We start from the raw sequence: 19,162 nt of genomic DNA, 5'->3' as shown, positions 1-19,162 counted from the left end.
GAGAATATGGAGACATCAACCCCGCTGCTACCGCGGGAAAAAATGCTACGCGATGGCGCGACCTTGCTTACGGACGAAGAGCTGCTGGCGCTGTTCCTGCGTACCGGGACGCGGAGTAAAAATGTGTTCGCGCTTGCCAGAGATTTGTTGCACCATTTTGGCTCGCTGCATGGTTTGCTGTCCGCAGAGATGAAGGATTTCAGGCAGGTCGAAGGTATTGGTTTAGCGACGTTTGCCCAGTTGAAGGGGATAGCGGAGCTTGCCCGCCGCTACTACTGTTCGGGGATACGGGGAATAAACCCACTGCAGGATCCGGAGATGACCCGGGAGTTTGTGCGCAGCCAGCTGGCGGAGGACGAGCGCGAGATCTTTATGGTTATCTTCCTTGATAACCAGAACCGGGTCCTGAACCATTCCCGGTTATTTTCGGGGACGCTGAGCCATGTAGAGGTTCACCCACGTGAAATTGTGCGCGAAGCGATAAAAGTGAATGCCGCTGGCGTGATCCTCGCGCATAATCACCCCTCAGGACGCGCCGAACCGAGCAAAGCCGACAGAGACGTGACCGCACGGATCATGAAATGCTGTCAATTCATGGACATTCGTGTGCTTGACCATCTGGTGATAGGTCGGGGAGAATACGTTTCGTTTGCTGAACGTGGGTGGATTTAAGCCATTTCTCGCGATCCATCGGGATCTTTGTCTGTTCGGGACTTGAGCACATCCTCGAGTCAGCGTATACTACGCCACCTTTGAGAATCTCGGGTTTGGCATTTGGGCCTGGCAATCGATGGTTCACTAAGACACTAAATTATTCAGGCTGCATCAAGGCGGCAAGAGAGTGAATCCCTGGGAGCATACTTAAGTATGTGACCTGGGTGAGCGAGCGCAGCCAACGCAGACGCAGCTTGAAGAATGACGTGTAGAATCGCGATGACTGGGCTGTAAAGCCTGACGAGGCGCCGATACCCCATACGAAGCTCGAGCTAATTTGATTTTTGGAGAATAGACATGTCCCGAGTCTGCCAAGTTACTGGCAAGCGTCCGGTGACCGGTAACAACCGTTCCCACGCACTGAACGCGACTAAACGCCGTTTCCTGCCGAACCTGCACTCTCACCGTTTCTGGGTTGAGAGCGAGAAGCGTTTTGTCACCCTGCGTGTATCTGCTAAAGGTATGCGTGTTATTGATAAGAAAGGCATCGATACAGTTCTGTCCGAACTGCGTGCCCGTGGCGAAAAGTACTAAGTACTTAAAGAGGAAATAAATCATGGCTAAAGGTATTCGTGAGAAAATCAAGCTGGTTTCTTCTGCTGGTACAGGTCACTTCTACACCACCACGAAGAACAAACGTACTAAGCCGGAAAAACTGGAACTGAAAAAGTTCGATCCAGTTGTACGCCAGCACGTACTGTACAAAGAAGCTAAAATTAAATAATTTTAGACTCCTCGTACTGAAAAACCCCGCAACTGCGGGGTTTTTTGCATTCTGAATCTCAACGGAGGAACCATGCCTGAATTACCTGAGGTAGAGACCAGCCGTCGTGGCATTGAGCCCCACCTGGTCGGTGCGACCATTCTTCACGCTGTTGTCCGCAACGGACGTCTCCGCTGGCCGGTTTCTGATGAGATCCACGCCCTGAGCGATAAACCGGTTCTCAGCGTACAGCGCCGCGCGAAGTACCTGCTGCTGGAGCTGCCGGATGGCTGGATCATCATCCATCTGGGAATGTCCGGGAGCTTACGCATCCTCAGCGAAGAGCTGCCTGCTGAAAAGCACGACCACGTTGACCTGGTGATGAGTAACGGTAAAGTGCTGCGCTATACCGATCCGCGCCGCTTTGGTGCCTGGCTGTGGACCAAAGAGCTGGAAGGGCATAACGTGCTGGCGCACCTGGGGCCGGAGCCGCTCTCGGATGAGTTTGACGCGGAGTACCTGAAAGCGAAGTGCGCGAAGAAGAAAACCCCGATTAAACCCTGGCTGATGGATAACAAGCTGGTGGTCGGCGTCGGTAACATCTACGCCAGCGAATCGCTCTTTGCCGCCGGGATCCATCCCGATCGCCTGGCTTCCTCGCTCTCCGCGCAAGAGTGCGAGCTGCTGGTCAGGGTAATTAAAGCAGTGCTGCTGCGTTCGATTGAGCAGGGCGGAACCACCCTGAAGGACTTCCTGCAGAGCGACGGTAAGCCGGGCTACTTTGCCCAGGAATTGCAGGTCTACGGTCGTAAGGATGAGCCATGCCGGGTCTGCGGCGCGCCTGTTGTGGCGACGAAGCACGCTCAGCGCGCCACCTTCTACTGCCGTCAGTGCCAGAAGTGATATATATAGGCCGGGCAAGCGCAGCGCCGCCCGGCAAGAAAAAGGCAGGAACTACTTCAGCTTGTCCATCAATGCCTGATGAACGGCGGGAGGCAGGAAATGGGTGACATCACCCGCGTGGCGCGCGACCTCTTTCACCAGCGAAGAGGAGATAAACGACCACTCTTTGGATGGCATCAGGAAGACGCTCTCCAGCTCGGGCATCAGATGGCGGTTCATATGCGCCAGCTGCATCTCATATTCAAAATCGGCCACCGCACGCAGGCCGCGAATCAGGATATTGGCCTGCTGAGCGCGGGCAAAGTTCGCCATCAGGTCGCTAAAGCCTACGACGTCCACATTCGGCAGGTGCGCGGTAGCGGCTTTCGCCAGGGCAACCCGCCCCTCCAGGTCGAACAGCGGCTTTTTGCTGGGGCTGGCGGCAATCGCCAGGATCACCGTATCAAACATGCTTGCGGCACGCGTGACGATGTCAATGTGACCGTTGGTGATGGGATCGAAGGTACCCGGATAGATCGCTTTTGTGCTCATGGCTCACGCTTTCTCTGAGTAGCCGCGGTTCAGCGCCCACAGCTCGGTGTATTTATTAAAAGTATACTGAGCGTTAACCACCGCCAGTAACCAGCCCTGTTTACCGTCCAGCACGCCACCTCGCAGCACCAGCGTCTTCAGGAACGCCCCGGCGGTATGGCTGAAGATACCCGCCAGCGAGGTTGTCTTACCGCGCTGATGACGCTCCTGGGCCCATGCCGTGGCGTAGTTAAGCTGCTTGCGCTGGAAGCTGGCGAAATCACGGCAGGTGAGGTGCAGCAGATCGCCGTCGAGGGCAATCACGTGCGCGCCGTCGCAGTCCAGCGATTCATGCACCAGGTTATCGTTGTACTGATAGCGCGTGCGTGCGTACAGGCGCATCACGCGATCGGGATACCAGCCGCTGTGACGCATAAAGCGGCCCAGGAAGTAGTTACGCCGGGCGATGCTGTAGACGGCGTCGGGCTGGGGTGCAACCAGCACGCGCTGGATGGCCTGTTGCAGCGCCGGCGTGACGCGCTCGTCGGTATCGATCATTAAGACATACTCGCCGGTGGCGAACTGTTGCGCACGCTGGCGCTGAATGCCGTAACCCTGCCAGTCGGTATTGATATAGACCTGCACACCGGCCGCGCGCGCGACTTCCACCGTGGCGTCGGTACTGCCGGAATCGAGCAGGACGATCTCATCGGCCCAGGTTACGGAGGCGAGGCAATCCGGCAGCAGGTCTGCGGCGTTTTTGGCGATCATCACGACCGACAGACGCGCAGGCATTAATGGCTCCGCACGGGCAGGTAAGGTTGCAGAAGTTGCAGCAGGCGGGTCAATGCTCCCTGATTCTGATGCAGCACTTCGACGGCATGGCGGCCATACCACAGACGATAATCTTCGTCGGTCAGCAGGGTCGAAACTTCCTTCACGATCGAGCCCGCATCGGTGACCGTAATCAGCCCGTCAGCCTGCTGCAGTTTGGCGCAGATATCTTTGAAGTTGAAGGTATGCGGCCCCATTAGCACAGGAATGGCGTGCGCCGCCGGCTCCAGCGGGTTATGCCCACCGCGCTCCACGAGGCTACCGCCGACAAAAGCCAGGTCAGCAATGCCGTACAGCAACATCAGCTCGCCCATGGAATCGCCAATCACTACCTGAGTACTGGAGGAGGGGATTTCACCGCTGCTGCGCATAGTGAAGCTGAACCCGCCTTTTTGCACCATGTCCCGGGCGTCTTTAAAACGCTCAGGGTGGCGCGGCACCAGGATTAACAGCAGGTCCGGGAAGTTTTCCAGAAGCTGGCGATGTGCCTGGAGGATAATCTCTTCTTCGCCGTCGTGGGTGCTGGTGGCGATCCACACTTTGCGGCGCGGTGCCCACTGGCGACGCAGGGTGACAGCCCGGGCAGCCAGCTCCGGCGTGACAGAAATATCAAACTTCAGGCTACCGGTAACTGCCAGCTGATTGCGCTTCAGGCCCAGCGACAGGAAGCGCGCGCCGTCTTCTTCATTCTGGGCTGCGATCAGCGTGATTTTGCTCAGCAGGCGGCGCATAAATTTGCCCAGCTTGCCATACCCCTTCGCAGAGCGCTCCGACAGGCGGGCGTTGGCCACTACCAGTGGAATTTTACGGCTGTGCAGGGCGGAAATCATATTTGGCCACAGTTCGGTTTCCATCACGATCACCAGCTTAGGACGCACGGTATTGAGGAAACGGTTCATGGCGCAGGGTAAATCGTAAGGCAGATAGACGTGATGCACGTCTTTGCCAAAGGCCGACATGGCACGTTCGGAACCGGTTGGCGTCATGGTGGTGACGGTGATCGGCAGTGACGGATAACGGTGGCGCAGGGCACGGACCAGCGGAATGGCCGCCAGTGTTTCGCCCACGGACACGGAGTGGAGCAGAATACCGTCCGGCGCAACTTTGTTGCGGCAGTAACCATAGCGTTCAGCCCAGCGTTTACGGTAGGCAGGCGCTTTACGGCTACGTAGCAGCAGTCGTAGCCACACCAGTGGCTGAATAATATAGAGCAGAGCGGTATACAACAATTCCAAGCGATTATCCGTTTTTTCAGTTTCGGCGGGCAAATTCTAAGCATTTAGACCGTTTAAAGCTATCCCTTTGGCGCTTTTGCTCAGCCATTTGCCTGCGTTACGTGCGTTCGCAGATAAAAAACGGGCATTGCATGCCCGTTTAATGATTTCTGCTTAACGTTCCGCTTCCGGCAGTTCGTTCAGGTGGTAGGTGACGCGCTCCGACAGGCCGCGAATATCCCCCCCGGTAATATAGTAACTGTCGTCCTTCTGATTCGGATTACTGACCGCGTACCCCAGCATCCTGTTGATCAGCGTCGCCATCTGGTAATGGTTGAGAGGAACCTGTGGGCTGATGGCGCTCATCGTGTACGCCGGATCGTTGCTGAAGTAGAGGAACGGCACCTGGGCAATCGGCATCTCGACAATCGAGTGGCCGAACAGCCCGCCATCACCGACGCGTTCGCCGTGATCCGAAGTAATAAACACCAGCACCGGCAGTTTAGATTTCGCCATTGCGGTACGGATCGCCGAGGCCAGCTCTTTGTCGTACAGACGCACGGCATCATCGTACTCATTTTTCTTCTGCGCCACGTCGTCACTCAGGCGTGGGGTAGAGAATTTCGCGAAGCCCTGCGGGATGTTGCGCTCATAAGGAATATGCGGCGCGCGGCTGTTCAGCACCATCAGGAAAGGTTTATTCCAGTCCAGCTTCGCCTGCTCAACGGACGGGGTCAGCACCACGTCGGCACCCACGTCCGGCGCCGGGCGGATCTGCGTATCTTCCCACAGGTCGATATCGTGGATGCCAATCCAGTTACTCAGCCCTTCCAGGCCCTGGGCGGAGATAAACGCCGTCTGGTAGCCCTGCTTTTTGGCATTGGTGAAAATGTTAGTCGACTTCGACTTGTAGGCGGCGTAGTTGTCCGGCTCGCGCAGGTTGTTGACCAGCATCGGGATTGCCACCCGGGTTGAAACCGCGTTCGAGACGATCAGGCGGCCCGTGCCCTGATACTGCTGCAGCAGCGCCTTCAGCTCAGGCGTAGTGTCGCGTTCGTAGCCCAGGGCGCTGACATGATGCGGGTTGAGGCTTTCACCAATCGCCAGGATGATGGAGTATTTCCCGGCGTGGCTGCCTTGCACTGGCTCGACCTTATAGGGCTCATAGTGCGTCACGCTCTGGTTTTCGCCGGAAAGGGCTTCCGGGATCAGGCGAGTGGCGCTGTAACTCATGGCCGACAGACCGTTGCGCAGTAAAGAGTGGCGCAGATCCGGGTTGAATTTATACATCTGTCCGTCGATGGCTTTATAGAACTGACCCGCAAACATTACCACGATAGCCAGCAGGCACGGCATCGCCACCCATTTATGCCACTGCGGCGCCAGACGACGGGTAAAGACCAGCGCAAAGATCACCGCGACGGCCATGATGGCAAAGTAGATCCCAAGCGATCCCAGACTGTCCGTAATGCCGCTGGCGATATCTTTGGTTTCGACAAAGGCCAGCCACACTTCACTCGGGCCGTAAAACTGGCCGTAGAACTGGTAATAAACCGCTTCCGATATCTGCACGATAAAGGTGACCGCCAGCAGCAGACGGGTCAGGAAATAGCGGGCGCTTACGGCCGCCAGCACGGAAATGATTAAATACAGCGACATGTCGCTGGATTTCGGCTGATAAACATGGTCTTTCAGCAGGATGATGATTTCACAGAGTGAAAACAGCACCAGGAAAACCAGTGTGAGTATCACGGTACGCAGAATATTGCGGCGCGACGTGAGTGATGAACGTGCGGATGTTTTAAACATGAACAGACTCAATGTGGCTTAAAACTTTTTAGTCAGCGGACGAATGGCTTTACCGAAACCAAAACGTAGAGCGCGAACCAGTGCAGGGCGTTTATGCAGTCCTTTACGCCAGATATCCTCAAACAGGCTGAACCAGCATGCGGCGACCGCTTCGCGGGAGTAAACCTGCAGACGTTTGTCACCCTGCTCGCGCATCTGACGATACAGGTCAGGGGAGTTTTTCAGCCGCATGATGGCATCGAAGGCCTCGTCCGGCGTTTTGGCGATCAGGTAGTCGAGCTCGCTTTCGCGGATCGCGCGGAAGGAGGGCTCATCATCACACACCATAACGGTACGTCCCAGCCAGTTGTTGATCAATTTACTGGCGGGTTTGCGGGCCAGCTTATGATCGTGTGATTTGCGGAAACTTATGCAAATATCCACGTCCTGGTAGTCGGTCCAGTTATCGAAGGAGATGCGGAGACTGATACCTTGGTCGGCCAGACGCTGTTTAAAAGCTTCTGTTTGGTATTCTTCCGGAAAGCTATCTACGCCCCCAAAATAGGCGACATTATTAACGTTATTATTCTCACTTTCGCGAGGTTTAAGTCCCGGTTGCGGCCAGTGAGGAATATAAATACGGCTCGTATTCGACGCGATCGCTGGATTTTGCTCGACGACATAATCAGCACCAAGGACGGGGGGGCGATCGGCACGGGCGACAACAGTCACACCGACCCAAGGTTTTACACGTGAGCCAAAGTGATCGTTATGCATCAAATTAATGGCATCAGCACGACACTCTGTGCCCCAGGAGCATTCTATCTGGCCGTTATAGTAGTAGTTCAGGCTAAGCAGGGTCTGGAATGTCCAGACACCGCGCCCACCACAATAGAAGCGATGTGGAATATCGTCGGGGTTGATTACCTGATCCAACAGTGTCTGAAAATCAGCAAAATTCGTCGCGATGTAATCCTGCCTTGAGACAACATGCACTTTTAGCTTGTTCATAATTACACTTTCATTTGACGAGTTTTTTAAGACGGAAGTAACGACGTCCCAGGCGCCAGCGCTGCCGCAAACCCCGCGCGTTTTTCCAGATCATCGACCAGATGCCGCGATCGAACAGTTCCTGGGTGATTTCGCGTTTTTTCGCGCTGTCTTCAATGTTATTGATGCTGTGTAGAATACCCAGCCCCTCTTTGGCGATTTGCCACTGGCAGGCCGGGACGCGCTTCACCTGTTCCGGATAGCGTTTATTGATGGCATCCAGCATTTCGAGGATTTTCATATAGTGACGTGAAGAGCGCATCCGCGTATCGTCGGTGCCTGGCGTGTGCGATACCGACGCCGAGTGGATCAGATAGTCATAATAAACTTCATCCACATACTGCACGCGTTTGGCCGTCAGCAGCACTTCTGTGGTCCAGGGAATATCCTGATGACGCAGGCCATGTTCGAAGGTAAAACCCTGCGCTTTGATAAAGGCGTGGCGATAGATATTCAGCCAGGTGACGTGCAGGAATTTGCGCGAGGCCAGCGCCATCTGCAGCCATTCCGGGCCATCCAGCACCTCTGTTGAAGCCAGCTTGTCGGACGGAAAAATCTTTTTCGACGGTCGGCCGTCGTCATAAATATAGGTACCGTTACAGGTCGCCACATCCAGCTGGCCCGCAAAGGCAATATCCAGCAGGCGCGGGTACATGCCCGGATAAATAACGTCATCTATATCGGGGAAGGCAACGTATTCGCCTGTTGCCTGGGCAAGACCGGTATTGCGCGCGGCCGATACGCCGCCATTAGGCTGATCGATTATCTTGAAATGGCTAAATTCACTGGCATAGCGGGCAATAATTTCAGCTGAGCGATCCGTTGAGCCGTCATTAACGATAATGAGTTCCAGGCTCGATAAATTCTGCTGTTTAATGCTGTCAAAAAAAGCGCTCAGGAATTTTTCGCCATTAAATACGGCAACGATGAGGCTTAATTGAGGCGTTTCAGACATGCTTTCTCCGTAAAAATACGCAGCAATAAAAAGGGTATAACGAGGCCATTTGCTGGCAATTCGACAGCCGACAGGCTAAAGCGTTCCGCGCCAGGGTGATTATTCACACTGGCGCTTCAGAGAGGTCAGGTCGTTTGATTTTCGCTCTGCGCAGGGCGCAGGGCACACATGCCAACCAGCAAGCCGGTCAGAAACATATACTGCTCCAGGAAGTGATCGACCAGATTGTGATCGACCATGGTTCTGGAGAAGAAACCGATGGTAAAGAGTAATAAGAACATACCCACCATGATGTTGCCGCGACGGAATTCCCGCCAGCCGATATACCAGCAGCCCACCAGCAGAATCAGCCAGCCCGCGATACCCATAACGCCGTTCTGAATACCAAATTCAATCAGGCCGTAGTGGCTATGGGGGATAGTGATGCGGTTATCCTGAGTATCACGGCGTAAAACAAAACGGAAAGCCTCTTTTTTAGCGCCTACACCCGCCGGGTGTTTAGCAATCAGCGCCCAGCCCTGGTGGAAGAAGCTGGCTCGACAACCGTTGGAGTGATTCATCGGCGCACCAGATAACTCATTGATGAGTACCGGACCGTTGGTTGTATTGTAGCAAAAGCTGTTAAACGGGGCATTCCAGCCCGTAATGGCATCGCTCTCCAGGTTTTGCCAGCGTGGGTCGGTTTTCCATGAGGCGTAACCGAGCAGCGCAGAAACAATAATAAGACCAACCAGAATGCCACCGGTGACGATGACCCTGCTGCGGCGCATGCTGTGCAGGCTCAACAGGATAAAAGTTGAGAACAGGCTGCCGACCAGACCGATGGTGCCCCAGCGGGTGTCTACCAGCGCGGTACACAGCAGGTTGCTTAAAAGCATCAACCCCAGCACGGGGGTGTTCAGGCGCAGGAAACGTTGATGTAACAGACCGCGTGCCAGCAACTCGGCCAGGATAAAGCCGGTAATCATATTGACCTGGAAGCTCATGCGGGTGCGGTTAAAGACGATCCGCGTTTCGCCCCAGTGAATGTAGCCGTCGCGCCAGTAAAGCCAGAGGGAATCCAGTAAATGTACGCAGACCACGCCCCAGAAGAAGAGGATCACCAGCGTAAAGAAACGGGCGGCAGTCATGGAGGGGAATGTCCGCTGGATCGCCGGTAATAATACCAGGCCAGCACAGAACAGTAATACCGGGCGTAACCACTGGCCACTCCAGGCAGAAACCATTTCTTTTATGTCCGGGGCGACAAAAAAGCCATTAATCAGAATAAAGAAAGTTAACGCCCATATCACAATAAGAACGAACTTAATTTTGCTTAAATCCAGCCGTTGTCTGGTTGTCACTCCACTGAAAAACAGGCCAAGAGCCACGGCAACGATAGGATAAATCAACCCATTGCGGTGAAAAGGCAGCTGCCCGTTGGGGATCGGCCAGACAAAACATAAAGCCAGTACAGCAAGGACTAACAGACCTGTCAGAATGTTACGAGTATTTGTCATATATTTTTGGCTGGTTAAAGATTTTCGGTTCTTGACCGGCTAATTAACAAAGCAGTGAGAGGTTTCCACGGTTTTTCCGTGGGAAATAAAAAGCCAGAGAAAACTATCACAAATACCTGACCTACAGAAGGACAATGTTTGTAAGCAAGAATAATCCGTTAGGCGCTCGCCGGCATCAGGCTTTATGTATTACTACAGCCGTAACGGTTATAATTTGTTGTTATGGCAAGTCATTGCACAATAAACAGGAAAAGTATGCATATTGTTCACACTGAAGCAGACGGCGGTAAAGGCGGTCAGCCATTACGCATCATTAATGAGTCCTTAGGGATGATTCAGCGCGGCCATCAGGTGACCATACTTTGCCCGGACAGTGCACCCCTACACGGTCTGGCACGCGATGCCGGGTTAACGGTGGTGACTATGCCGCTTCGGCGTAAAAACCTGCATAACCTGCGGCAGCTGCGCCGCTGGCTGAAAGAGAATCGCCAGTCCGTTGATGTCATCAACAGTCACAATTCTGCCGATACCTGGCTGGTGGCGCTGGCCAATCTTACCCTTTCGAACCCAATTCCGCTGGTGCGTACCCGCCATGCCTCCGGCGTACCACGCAATAACTGGACTACCCGCTGGCTGTTTCGTAAAGCCTGCGCCCATATTGTGACCACCGGAGAGGCGCTGCGCCAGCAGATGGCGGATATCGGCGTGCCGATGGCTCAGAGCACCTCTGTGCCGAGCGGCGTGGATACCCGGCGTTTTCACCCGGGGGATAAACAGACCGCACGTGAAGATTGCGGCCTGTCGCAGGCGGATTTCTGGCTGGGCGTGGTATCGCACCTGCGGCCTAACAAAGGCCATAGCGTGTTGCTGCGTGCCCTGGCCGCCATTGATAATCCGCACATCAAATTGGCGATTGTCGGTGAAGGGCCATATAAAGCGACGCTGGAGCAGGAGATTGTCGACCTGGGATTACATCAGCGGGTGGTGATGGCGGGGCATCGCAGCGATCCTGAACGCTGGTTCCCGGCCTTTGATGTCGCGCTCAGCCCGTCGCACGATATGGAAGGCCTCCCGCAGGGGGTGCTGCAGTCGCTGGCCTCGCGCATCGCTACTATCGCCACCGACGCGGGTGGCACGGCTGATGCGGTGATTAACGGCCAGACCGGGATCCTGATTGCGCAGCGCGACGAAACGGCGTTGCGCGAGGCGATTGTCAAACTGCATGACGATGCCGCGCTGCGCGAAAAGCTGGCGCAGCAGGGGTACGATTACCTGTGCAGCCATTTCACCCGCGAGTGCATGCTGGAGGCGATGGAAAAGGTCTTTTCCACCGCGGCTCAGCGCAGCAGGTCGCGATAGAGCGCCTGCAACTCTTTCGCCATCCGTTCCAGGGTATAAGGCTCAGCCGTGGCGCGTGCCGCCGCTGAGTAATCCACGCCCTGTTCACGGCCCTGAAGCCAGAGGCTTATCGCCTGTTGATACCCGTCGCGGTCGAGCGCGTCGCGCACCCAGCCGTTAACGCCCTCTTCAATCCACTCCGCTGCGCCGCAGCCATGGCTGGTGAGCAGCGGCAGGCCGCAGGCCAGGGCTTCGACGCAGACATTCGGAAAGGGATCGTAAAGGGTCGGCAGGAACAGCGCATCGGCTGAGCCATACACCTGACGGACATCGGCAACCGGCCCCAGAAAACGCACCCGGGACGCGATGCCGAGGGACTGCGCCAGCTTTTCGAATTTGCGCGCGTGTTTATCGCGCCCGGCGACCAGCAGCCAGACATCCTGATGAGGAACTATAGCGCGCAGCGCCGTCGCCACCCCTTTACGGCTGAACCCGGAACCGACATAGGCCAACACCGGTGATGCCTGTGGGATCCCCAACGCATCACGTTGGGAAAGCGCACGAACTTGCGGGCTAAAGTGGGCGGTATCCACACCGTTGTAGATCACCGTCAGCTTGTCATCCGGCAGGCCAAAACGGCGGGCGATATCGTCCCGCACCATCTTCGAGTTGCAGATCACTTTGCGCAGCGCAGGATGGGTGAACATCTCCGTTTCCGCCTGCAAAATATAGCGATGATAGCGGCTCAGGGACTGCGCCCAGCGCGCCAGCGGTGACTGGATGCGGTTGTACTGCTCAAGCCAGGTGGCGTGCACGCCGTCCCCGGCACGGAAGATGGTTGCCCCCGGAATGCGCTCGTGGCTCTGCACGATATCGAACTGCGCAAACTTCGCCGCCGCGGCGGCGGCAAAACCCGATTCGCGATCGAGGCGGTTGCGGAATGCGGGATTGACCGTCAGCGTTTGCCAGCCGGCGGCGTCTTCCCACTGACGGGCGATCAGGGTCACGTCCAGGGCGGTATCCTGCGCCAGCACGTTCAGGGCGCGGGAGACAAAGCGCTCGGCACCGCCGTTGGGATTATAGGTCTGTCGAACGATAGCCAGCTTCATGTCGGGTTTTCCAGCAGCAGGGTATCGATGGCGCTCAGCACCATTTGCGGGGTGATCGCCGTAATGCAGTCGGAGACACCGCTGTCGCCGCAGCCCGCTTTACCGCAGGGCTGACAGGTAAAGCCGGCAACGATCACCCGGTAGTTCACGCCCCACGGCGCCCACTTAATTGCCCCGGTTGGGCCGAAGATGGCGACGGTTGGCGTTCCCACCGCGCTGGCGAGGTGCATAGGCATCGAGTCCACACCGAAGTAGACCCGCGCGTGCTTCATCAGCGCGCCCAGCTCTTTCAGGTTAAGCTGGCCGCTTAAATCAAACACCGGCTGGGTGAGTGCGGCACGCAGCTCATCCATATAGGCGGTCTCTTCTTTTGACGGCGCCGCTGAGAGGATAATCGGCAGGCCGCGGGCCGCCAGGTTATCAATGGTGGCTGCCAGCTTGTTAATATTCCAGGCCTTAAACATCCAGCGCGACGTCGGGTGCACCAGAATGTAGGACTGACTTGCCAGCCCGAACCCGGCCAGTTTCTCTGCAATCGACGCTTCCGCTGCATCGCCCGGCACAAACAGGGTGTGTTTATCGGCATCGGTCTGCGGATGAATGCCGATCCGCCGCAGCGCATCCAGATTCACCTCCACCATATGGCGGCTGTTATCCTGGATCGCCGGATAGAGAGTGGTGAAAGATTTCACCCACCGGCGACGCGCCAGCCCGCCGCGTTTATCGGGCTTAAAGCCGACGGACACGCGCGGTTTCAGACGACGCGCCAGCCGCGCGCCGTGCCAGTGTTCGGTGAGATTGATCAACACGTCATACTGACGCGCCTTCAGGGTGTTCAGCAGGGCTCGGTACAGGCGGAACTGCGCGAACCAGCCTTTTTTACGCCAGTTGCGGCCAATGGTATGCACCTGGTCGATACAGGGGTGGCTGGTGAGCATCGCCTGGGTGTCGTCATACACCAGGGCATCCACTTCGACATCGGGGTAGTTCTTTTTCAGCACCGTGAAGACCGGCGAGGTCAGCAGGACGTCACCGTGGTGACGCAGCTTAACGATCAGCACGCGCTTCGGTGGGCGCTCCGCTGAGAAAAAATCAGACATAGGCTCTCTCTGCTGCCAGCAACGGCTCTAATTGCGCAAATACCGCAGCGGCGGAAAGGTCGCTCAGCTGCGATGAATGTTCCGGGCGGCAGATATATTGATTTTTTCCGTAGCCGCCAATCAGACCCGGATCCGTCGGGCCGTAAAGCGTAATATTAGGACGATCCAGCGCCGCCGTCAGGTGGCTGAGGCCGGTATCCACTGACACGACCGCCGTGGCGCCTGCCAGCTGCTGCGCCACGCCGTCCAGCTTCATACGGGGCAGCACGTCCACGTAGTCAAAGCCTTCTGCCAGCCGCTTCGCCCGCGCCTCTTCGTGCGGGGCTCCCCACGGGAGCCTGATGCGCAGGTCTGTACCGCTCAGCAGGCCGATAAGATCGCGCCAGTGGGCTTCCGGCCAGTGTTTATCATCCCGGGTGGTGGCGTGCAGGAAGATGAGATAAGGCGTACTTGCGTGCTCTGCGTCGTGCAGGAAATGCCGGGAAATGGCGTAATCGCCCTGCATTTGCGGTTTTGCGTAGCCCAGGCTTTTGGCGAACAGCTCGCGCGTGCGTTCGACAGCGTGCTGCTGCTTCGCGATCGCGTGGCGGCGGGTATAGAACAGGCTCGCCAGCGGTTCGCGCGCGCTATTCCAGTCCATCCCGTGCTTCACGCCGTGCGCCAGTCGGGTGACCAGCGCCGCGCTTTTGACCAGCCCCTGGGCGTCAATGATGGCATCATAATGCTGGGCCTGAACCGCGTTGCGAAAGGCCTGACGCTCGGCCTTAATCGGCGCGGAGAACCAGGCTTTGCGCCAGCGACGGATGGCCACCGGGATCACCCGGTCGACGGCTTCATGCCAGCCAGGGATCTGCGCGAAGCCTTCTTCCACTACCCAGTCAAAACGAATGCCCGGGATAGCCTTCATGGCGTCAGTGAGCGAGGGCAACGTATGCAGCACGTCGCCCATCGAGGAGGTTTTAACGATCAATACCCGCATCCGTTATCCTTCTTCACTCAACAGCAGTTCGTTAAGCTCATCGAGGACACGCTGCGGGGTAATGTCGATCAGGCTCTGGTGATAGCCTTCGGCGGCGTCACCCTTACGTACTTTGTGGTAGCCGGTGATCAGGCGGATCACGCGGGCTTTATGCGACAGCGGCGGGGTAAAGTCCGGGCTGCTTGGGCCGTACAGCGCCACCAGCGGGCGGTTCAGCGCCGCGGCAACGTGCATCAGACCAGAGTCGTTAGTCACCACGGCCTTACAGGCGGCCAGCAGAATGACGGCCTGCTCCAGCTGGGTTTCCCCGGCCAGATTACGGCACCAGGCCTGCTGCTCGACGTTCAGCGTGGCGAGAATTTCATTGCCCGCCTCATGATCTTTCGCCGAGCCGAACAGCACAATCTGATAGCCTTCGTCGATCAGCTGCTTCGCCAGTTCGGCATAGTGATAGTGCGGCCAGCGCTTCGCCGGGCCAAATTCCGCGCCCGGGCAGAAGCCAATCAGCGGACGATCGGGCAACAGGCCAAAGGCGTTGCAGGTCTGGGATTTCTCACCCTCGTGGACCTGGAGCTGCGGCCACAGCAGCGGCTGCGGCAGATCTTTCGCGCTGCGCATCACGCCTTTGTCGTAGGCCAGCGCCACGTAGCGCTCCACCATCAGCGGCCAGGCCTCTTTATCCAGTATCCGGGCGTCGTTCAGCAGGCCGTAGCGCATCTCGCCACGCCAGCCGGTGCGGTGCGGCACGCTGGCAAAGAAAGGCACCAGCGCGGACTTGAAGGAGTTAGGCAGCACATAGGCGCGATCGTAGCGCTTGTCGCGCAGGTTATGACCGAGCTTGCGGCGCTCGGCGAGTTCCAGCGCCCCGTGGCCAAGCGGCATCGGGATCGCCTCGTTCACTTCCGGCATTCGCGATAACAGCGGACGGCACCATGCGGGTGCCATCACGTCGATTATCGCCTGGGGATAGCGCGCCTTGAGCGTGCGATAGAGACTTTGCGACATCATCATGTCGCCCACCCATGACGGGCCAATCACCAGTATTCTCATAGGGATGTCTTATGCGCCTCGGTTCAGCCAGGCCATATATTCCGTTACGCCTTCGGCAACGGTCTTAAACGGCTTGTCGTAGCCTGCGGCACGCAGGTTGGTCAGATCCGCCTGGGTGAATGCCTGGTAGCGGCCTTTCAGCTTATCCGGGAACGGGATGTACTCAAGGCTGCCTTTCTGATGATACGCCAGCGCAGCATCGGCTACCGCCTGGAAGGATTCCGCGCGGCCTGTACCCAGGTTGAAAATGCCGGAGACGCCGTTTTCCCAGAACCACAGGTTCACTGCTGCCACGTCGCCGACGTAGACGAAGTCACGCTTGAAGCCATCGCTGCCTTCGAACAGTTTCGGGGTTTCGCCGTTGTTCAGCTGGGTATTGAGGTGGAATGCCACGCTCGCCATGCTGCCTTTGTGACCTTCGCGCGGTCCGTAGACGTTGAAGTAGCGGAAGCCAACGATCTGCGAGTTGGCTTCTGGCAGCACCTGGCGCACGTATTCGTCGAACAGGAACTTGGAGTAGCCGTAAACGTTCAGCGGCTGCTCAAATTCACGGGATTCAATAAAGTCTGAAGTGCGCCCGCCGTAGGTCGCTGCGGAAGAGGCGTACAGGAACGGAATTTCACGCTCCAGGCAGTAGTGCAGGATCTCTTTGGAGTACTGATAGTTGTTATCCATCATGTACTTGCCGTCCCACTCGGTGGTGGAAGAGCAGGCGCCTTCATGGAAGATAGCCTCGATCTCACCGAACTCTTCACCCGCCATAATCTGGATAAGGAAATCTTCTTTATCCATGTAGTCGGCAATGTTCAGATCCACCAGGTTAACAAACTTGGTGCCGTCTTTCAGGTTGTCCACCACCAGAATGTCGGTGATGCCTTTGTCATTGAGGGCCTTAATAATATTGCTGCCGATAAAGCCCGCGCCGCCGGTAACGATGATCATAGCTGTAACCTTTGAAGTGTGGAGCCCGGGGACAATCCCGGACGCGAATGTTTCTATCATATCATTAGTATGGCTGCCCTTCAGCCATTCACCTTCACAGCGCAGGGGTACACGTGATTTATGCTGCAAAAACGAGAACTGTTAATGCGTCATCTCGTATCGGCGTATAGCTTTGGGTAATATGTGCCGAAATTTGCCGAGTCTGGAGAATTGCAATGCGTGGTGATTTTTACAAACAGTTAAACAGTGACCTGGAAACCGCGCGAGCGGAAGGGTTGTTCAAAGAAGAGCGAATCATTACCTCCGCTCAACAGGCGGATATCACCGTTGCCGACGGCAGCCACGTGATCAACTTCTGCGCCAACAACTATTTAGGTCTTGCGAATCACCCTGAGCTGATCGCTGCTGCTAAAGCGGGCATGGACACCCACGGTTTTGGCATGGCCTCCGTGCGTTTCATCTGTGGCACCCAGGATAGCCACAAGGCGCTGGAGAGCAAGCTGGCTGCCTTCCTCGGTATGGAAGATGCGATTCTGTACTCCTCCTGCTTCGACGCCAACGGCGGTCTGTTTGAGACCCTGCTCGGCGCGGAAGATGCCATTATCTCCGATGCCCTGAACCACGCGTCGATCATTGACGGCGTGCGTCTGTGTAAAGCGAAGCGTTTCCGCTACGCCAACAACGACATGGTTGAGCTGGAAGCGCGCCTGAAAGAGGCCCGCGAGGCCGGTGCGCGCCACGTGCTGATCGCCACCGACGGCGTGTTCTCCATGGACGGCGTGATCGCCAATCTGAAAGGCGTCTGCGACCTGGCAGACAAATACGATGCGCTGGTGATGGTCGATGACTCGCACGCGGTTGGTTTTGTCGGCGAGAACGGTCGTGGCTCCCACGAATACTGTGAGGTGATGGGCCGGGTAGACATCATCACCGGCACCCTGGGCAAAGCGCTCGGCGGCGCGTCCGGCGGCTATACCGCCGCACGCAAAGAGGTGGTGGAGTGGCTGCGCCAGCGCTCCCGCCCGTACCTGTTCTCCAACTCCCTGGCCCCGGCCATTGTTTCCGCCTCCATCAAGGTGCTGGAGATGGTGGAGTCCGGCGCCGAACTGCGCGACCGTCTGTGGGCTAACGCCCGACTGTTCCGCGAAAAAATGACCGCTGCGGGCTTTACCCTGGCCGGTGCCGATCACGCCATTATCCCGGTGATGTTGGGCGATGCCGTGGTGGCGCAGAACTTCGCGCGTGAACTGCAGAAAGAGGGCATTTACGTCACCGGTTTCTTCTTCCCGGTGGTGCCAAAAGGCCAGGCGCGTATTCGCACCCAGATGTCGGCGGCGCATTCCCCTGAACAAATTGAGCGTGCGGTGGAAGCCTTTACCCGCATCGGCAAACAACTGGGCGTGATTGCCTGAGGACGCGTAATGAAAGCATTATCCAAACTGAAAGCGGAAGAAGGCATCTGGATGACCGACGTTCCGGAGCCGGAAGTGGGTCACAACGATCTGCTGATCAAGATCCGTAAAACCGCCATCTGCGGTACTGACGTGCATATCTACAACTGGGATCAGTGGTCACAGAAGACCATTCCGGTGCCGATGGTGGTGGGTCACGAATATGTCGGCGAAGTGGTTGGCATTGGTCAGGAAGTAAAAGGCTTTAAAATTGGCGATCGCGTCTCCGGCGAAGGCCATATCACCTGCGGCCACTGCCGTAACTGCCGCGGCGGACGCACGCATCTGTGCCGTAACACCGTCGGTGTGGGCGTCAACCGCCCGGGCTGCTTTGCAGAATACCTGGTGATCCCGGCGTTCAACGCTTTCAAAATCCCGGACAATATCTCTGACGATCTGGCCTCTATCTTTGACCCGTTCGGCAACGCGGTGCACACGGCGCTGTCATTCGACCTGGTAGGCGAAGACGTGCTGGTCTCCGGTGCAGGCCCGATCGGCATCATGGCGGCGGCCGTGGCGAAGCATGTGGGTGCGCGCAACGTGGTGATCACCGACGTGAACGAATACCGCCTGTCGCTGGCGCGCAAGATGGGCGTCACCCGCGCGGTGGATGTCTCTAAAGAGAACCTGAACGACGTGATGGAAGAGCTGGGGATGACCGAAGGCTTTGACGTCGGCCTGGAGATGTCCGGCGCGCCACCGGCGTTCCGCACCATGCTTGACACCATGAACCACGGTGGTCGTATCGCGATGCTGGGTATTCCACCGTCAGATATGTCCATCGACTGGAACAAGGTGATTTTCAAGGGGCTGTTCATCAAGGGCATTTATGGTCGCGAGATGTTCGAAACCTGGTACAAGATGGCGGCGCTGATCCAGTCGGGTCTGGATCTGTCGCCAATCATTACTCATCGCTTCTCCATCGATGAGTTCCAGCAGGGCTTTGACGCGATGCGTTCCGGCCAGTCCGGAAAAGTGATCCTGAGCTGGGATTAAACGAAAAGCGCCTGCGGGCGCTTTTTT

The 19,162-nt window shown here is 56.9% G+C and carries 19 protein-coding genes; 7 read left to right on the top strand and 12 right to left on the bottom strand.

Annotation, left to right across the window (positions count from 1 at the left end):
- Positions 1–6: 6 nt before the first annotated feature.
- The 4 genes from radC to mutM all read left to right on the top strand — a co-directional run bounded on the left by radC (position 7) and on the right by mutM (position 2,320).
- Complete coding sequence (gene radC / locus LRS40_RS06330) at positions 7–672, top strand: DNA repair protein RadC (RefSeq protein ID WP_231313341.1); 666 nt, start codon at positions 7–9, stop codon at positions 670–672.
- Between the two features lie 339 nt (positions 673–1,011).
- Positions 1,012–1,248, top strand: coding sequence for a 50S ribosomal protein L28 (gene rpmB / locus LRS40_RS06325; RefSeq protein ID WP_002436699.1), 237 nt, complete (start codon positions 1,012–1,014; stop codon positions 1,246–1,248).
- A 22-nt stretch (positions 1,249–1,270) separates the two neighbouring features.
- Positions 1,271–1,438 (top strand): 50S ribosomal protein L33, encoded by a 168-nt coding sequence (rpmG, locus tag LRS40_RS06320; RefSeq protein WP_003024094.1) that lies wholly within the window; start codon positions 1,271–1,273, stop codon positions 1,436–1,438.
- A gap of 72 nt (positions 1,439–1,510) precedes the next feature.
- Entirely contained in the window at positions 1,511–2,320 is an 810-nt protein-coding gene (mutM, locus tag LRS40_RS06315; protein ID WP_142487729.1) for a bifunctional DNA-formamidopyrimidine glycosylase/DNA-(apurinic or apyrimidinic site) lyase, read from the top strand.
- 51 nt (positions 2,321–2,371) lie between these two features.
- Here the strand turns inward: mutM and coaD are convergent, their stop codons facing one another.
- The 7 genes from coaD to LRS40_RS06280 form a co-directional block, all read right to left on the bottom strand.
- Positions 2,372–2,851, bottom strand: coding sequence for a pantetheine-phosphate adenylyltransferase (gene coaD, locus LRS40_RS06310; protein WP_231313340.1), 480 nt, complete (start codon positions 2,849–2,851; stop codon positions 2,372–2,374).
- Positions 2,852–2,854: 3 nt separating this feature from the next.
- Positions 2,855–3,625: a glycosyltransferase family 2 protein gene (locus tag LRS40_RS06305; protein ID WP_231313339.1), complete on the bottom strand. Its 771-nt coding sequence runs from the start codon at positions 3,623–3,625 to the stop codon at positions 2,855–2,857.
- Positions 3,625–4,899 (bottom strand): lipid IV(A) 3-deoxy-D-manno-octulosonic acid transferase, encoded by a 1,275-nt coding sequence (gene waaA / locus LRS40_RS06300; RefSeq protein WP_142487732.1) that lies wholly within the window; start codon positions 4,897–4,899, stop codon positions 3,625–3,627. The genes LRS40_RS06305 and waaA overlap by 1 nt, the downstream gene beginning before the upstream one ends.
- 153 nt (positions 4,900–5,052) lie before the next feature.
- Positions 5,053–6,687: a sulfatase-like hydrolase/transferase gene (locus tag LRS40_RS06295; RefSeq protein WP_231313338.1), complete on the bottom strand. Its 1,635-nt coding sequence runs from the start codon at positions 6,685–6,687 to the stop codon at positions 5,053–5,055.
- A gap of 18 nt (positions 6,688–6,705) precedes the next feature.
- A complete protein-coding gene (locus LRS40_RS06290; RefSeq protein ID WP_231313337.1) occupies positions 6,706–7,677 on the bottom strand; it encodes a glycosyltransferase family 1 protein in 972 nt (323 codons plus the stop codon).
- A gap of 10 nt (positions 7,678–7,687) precedes the next feature.
- Positions 7,688–8,671, bottom strand: a complete 984-nt coding sequence (locus tag LRS40_RS06285) for a glycosyltransferase (RefSeq protein ID WP_231313336.1) — start codon at positions 8,669–8,671, stop codon at positions 7,688–7,690.
- A gap of 125 nt (positions 8,672–8,796) precedes the next feature.
- Positions 8,797–10,170, bottom strand: a complete 1,374-nt coding sequence (locus LRS40_RS06280) for an O-antigen ligase family protein (RefSeq protein ID WP_231313335.1) — start codon at positions 10,168–10,170, stop codon at positions 8,797–8,799.
- 255 nt (positions 10,171–10,425) lie between these two features.
- Here LRS40_RS06280 and LRS40_RS06275 point away from each other — a divergent pair, with 255 nt between their 5' ends.
- Positions 10,426–11,529, top strand: a complete 1,104-nt coding sequence (locus tag LRS40_RS06275) for a glycosyltransferase family 4 protein (RefSeq protein WP_156262635.1) — start codon at positions 10,426–10,428, stop codon at positions 11,527–11,529.
- Here LRS40_RS06275 and LRS40_RS06270 read toward each other — a convergent pair.
- Genes LRS40_RS06270 through rfaD form a run of 5 tightly spaced genes read right to left on the bottom strand, consistent with a single transcriptional unit; the run spans position 11,508 to position 16,688 of the window.
- Positions 11,508–12,617 (bottom strand): glycosyltransferase family 4 protein, encoded by a 1,110-nt coding sequence (locus LRS40_RS06270; RefSeq protein ID WP_231313334.1) that lies wholly within the window; start codon positions 12,615–12,617, stop codon positions 11,508–11,510. The two genes, LRS40_RS06275 and LRS40_RS06270, sit on opposite strands and share 22 nt — an antisense overlap.
- The gene (gene rfaQ / locus LRS40_RS06265; RefSeq protein ID WP_156262637.1) at positions 12,614–13,717 is read right to left on the bottom strand and encodes a putative lipopolysaccharide heptosyltransferase III; all 1,104 of its coding nucleotides are present in this window, start codon (positions 13,715–13,717) and stop codon (positions 12,614–12,616) included. The genes LRS40_RS06270 and rfaQ overlap by 4 nt, the downstream gene beginning before the upstream one ends.
- Entirely contained in the window at positions 13,710–14,696 is a 987-nt protein-coding gene (gene rfaC / locus LRS40_RS06260) for a lipopolysaccharide heptosyltransferase RfaC (protein ID WP_231313333.1), read from the bottom strand. The genes rfaQ and rfaC overlap by 8 nt, the downstream gene beginning before the upstream one ends.
- Positions 14,697–14,699: 3 nt before the next feature.
- Positions 14,700–15,746, bottom strand: a complete 1,047-nt coding sequence (gene rfaF / locus LRS40_RS06255; RefSeq protein WP_142487741.1) for an ADP-heptose--LPS heptosyltransferase RfaF — start codon at positions 15,744–15,746, stop codon at positions 14,700–14,702.
- Positions 15,747–15,755: 9 nt separating this feature from the next.
- A complete protein-coding gene (gene rfaD, locus LRS40_RS06250) occupies positions 15,756–16,688 on the bottom strand; it encodes an ADP-glyceromanno-heptose 6-epimerase (RefSeq protein WP_231313332.1) in 933 nt (310 codons plus the stop codon).
- 215 nt (positions 16,689–16,903) lie between these two features.
- Here rfaD and kbl point away from each other — a divergent pair, with 215 nt between their 5' ends.
- Together kbl and tdh are read left to right on the top strand one after the other, a co-directional pair.
- Positions 16,904–18,100 carry a glycine C-acetyltransferase gene (gene kbl, locus LRS40_RS06245; RefSeq protein ID WP_142487743.1) on the top strand — a complete coding sequence of 399 codons (1,197 nt, stop codon included), beginning with the start codon at positions 16,904–16,906 and terminating at the stop codon, positions 18,098–18,100.
- Positions 18,101–18,109: 9 nt separating this feature from the next.
- A complete protein-coding gene (gene tdh, locus LRS40_RS06240; protein WP_142487744.1) occupies positions 18,110–19,135 on the top strand; it encodes an L-threonine 3-dehydrogenase in 1,026 nt (341 codons plus the stop codon).
- Positions 19,136–19,162: the final 27 nt, after the last annotated feature.

This window comes from Leclercia sp. G3L (assembly GCF_021117075.1).
In the GTDB taxonomy this organism is placed as follows: Bacteria; Pseudomonadota; Gammaproteobacteria; order Enterobacterales; family Enterobacteriaceae; genus Enterobacter; species Enterobacter adecarboxylatus_C.
The sequence above is the reverse complement of the archived record's forward strand: the minus strand, read 5'-3'. Positions and strand labels throughout refer to the sequence as shown.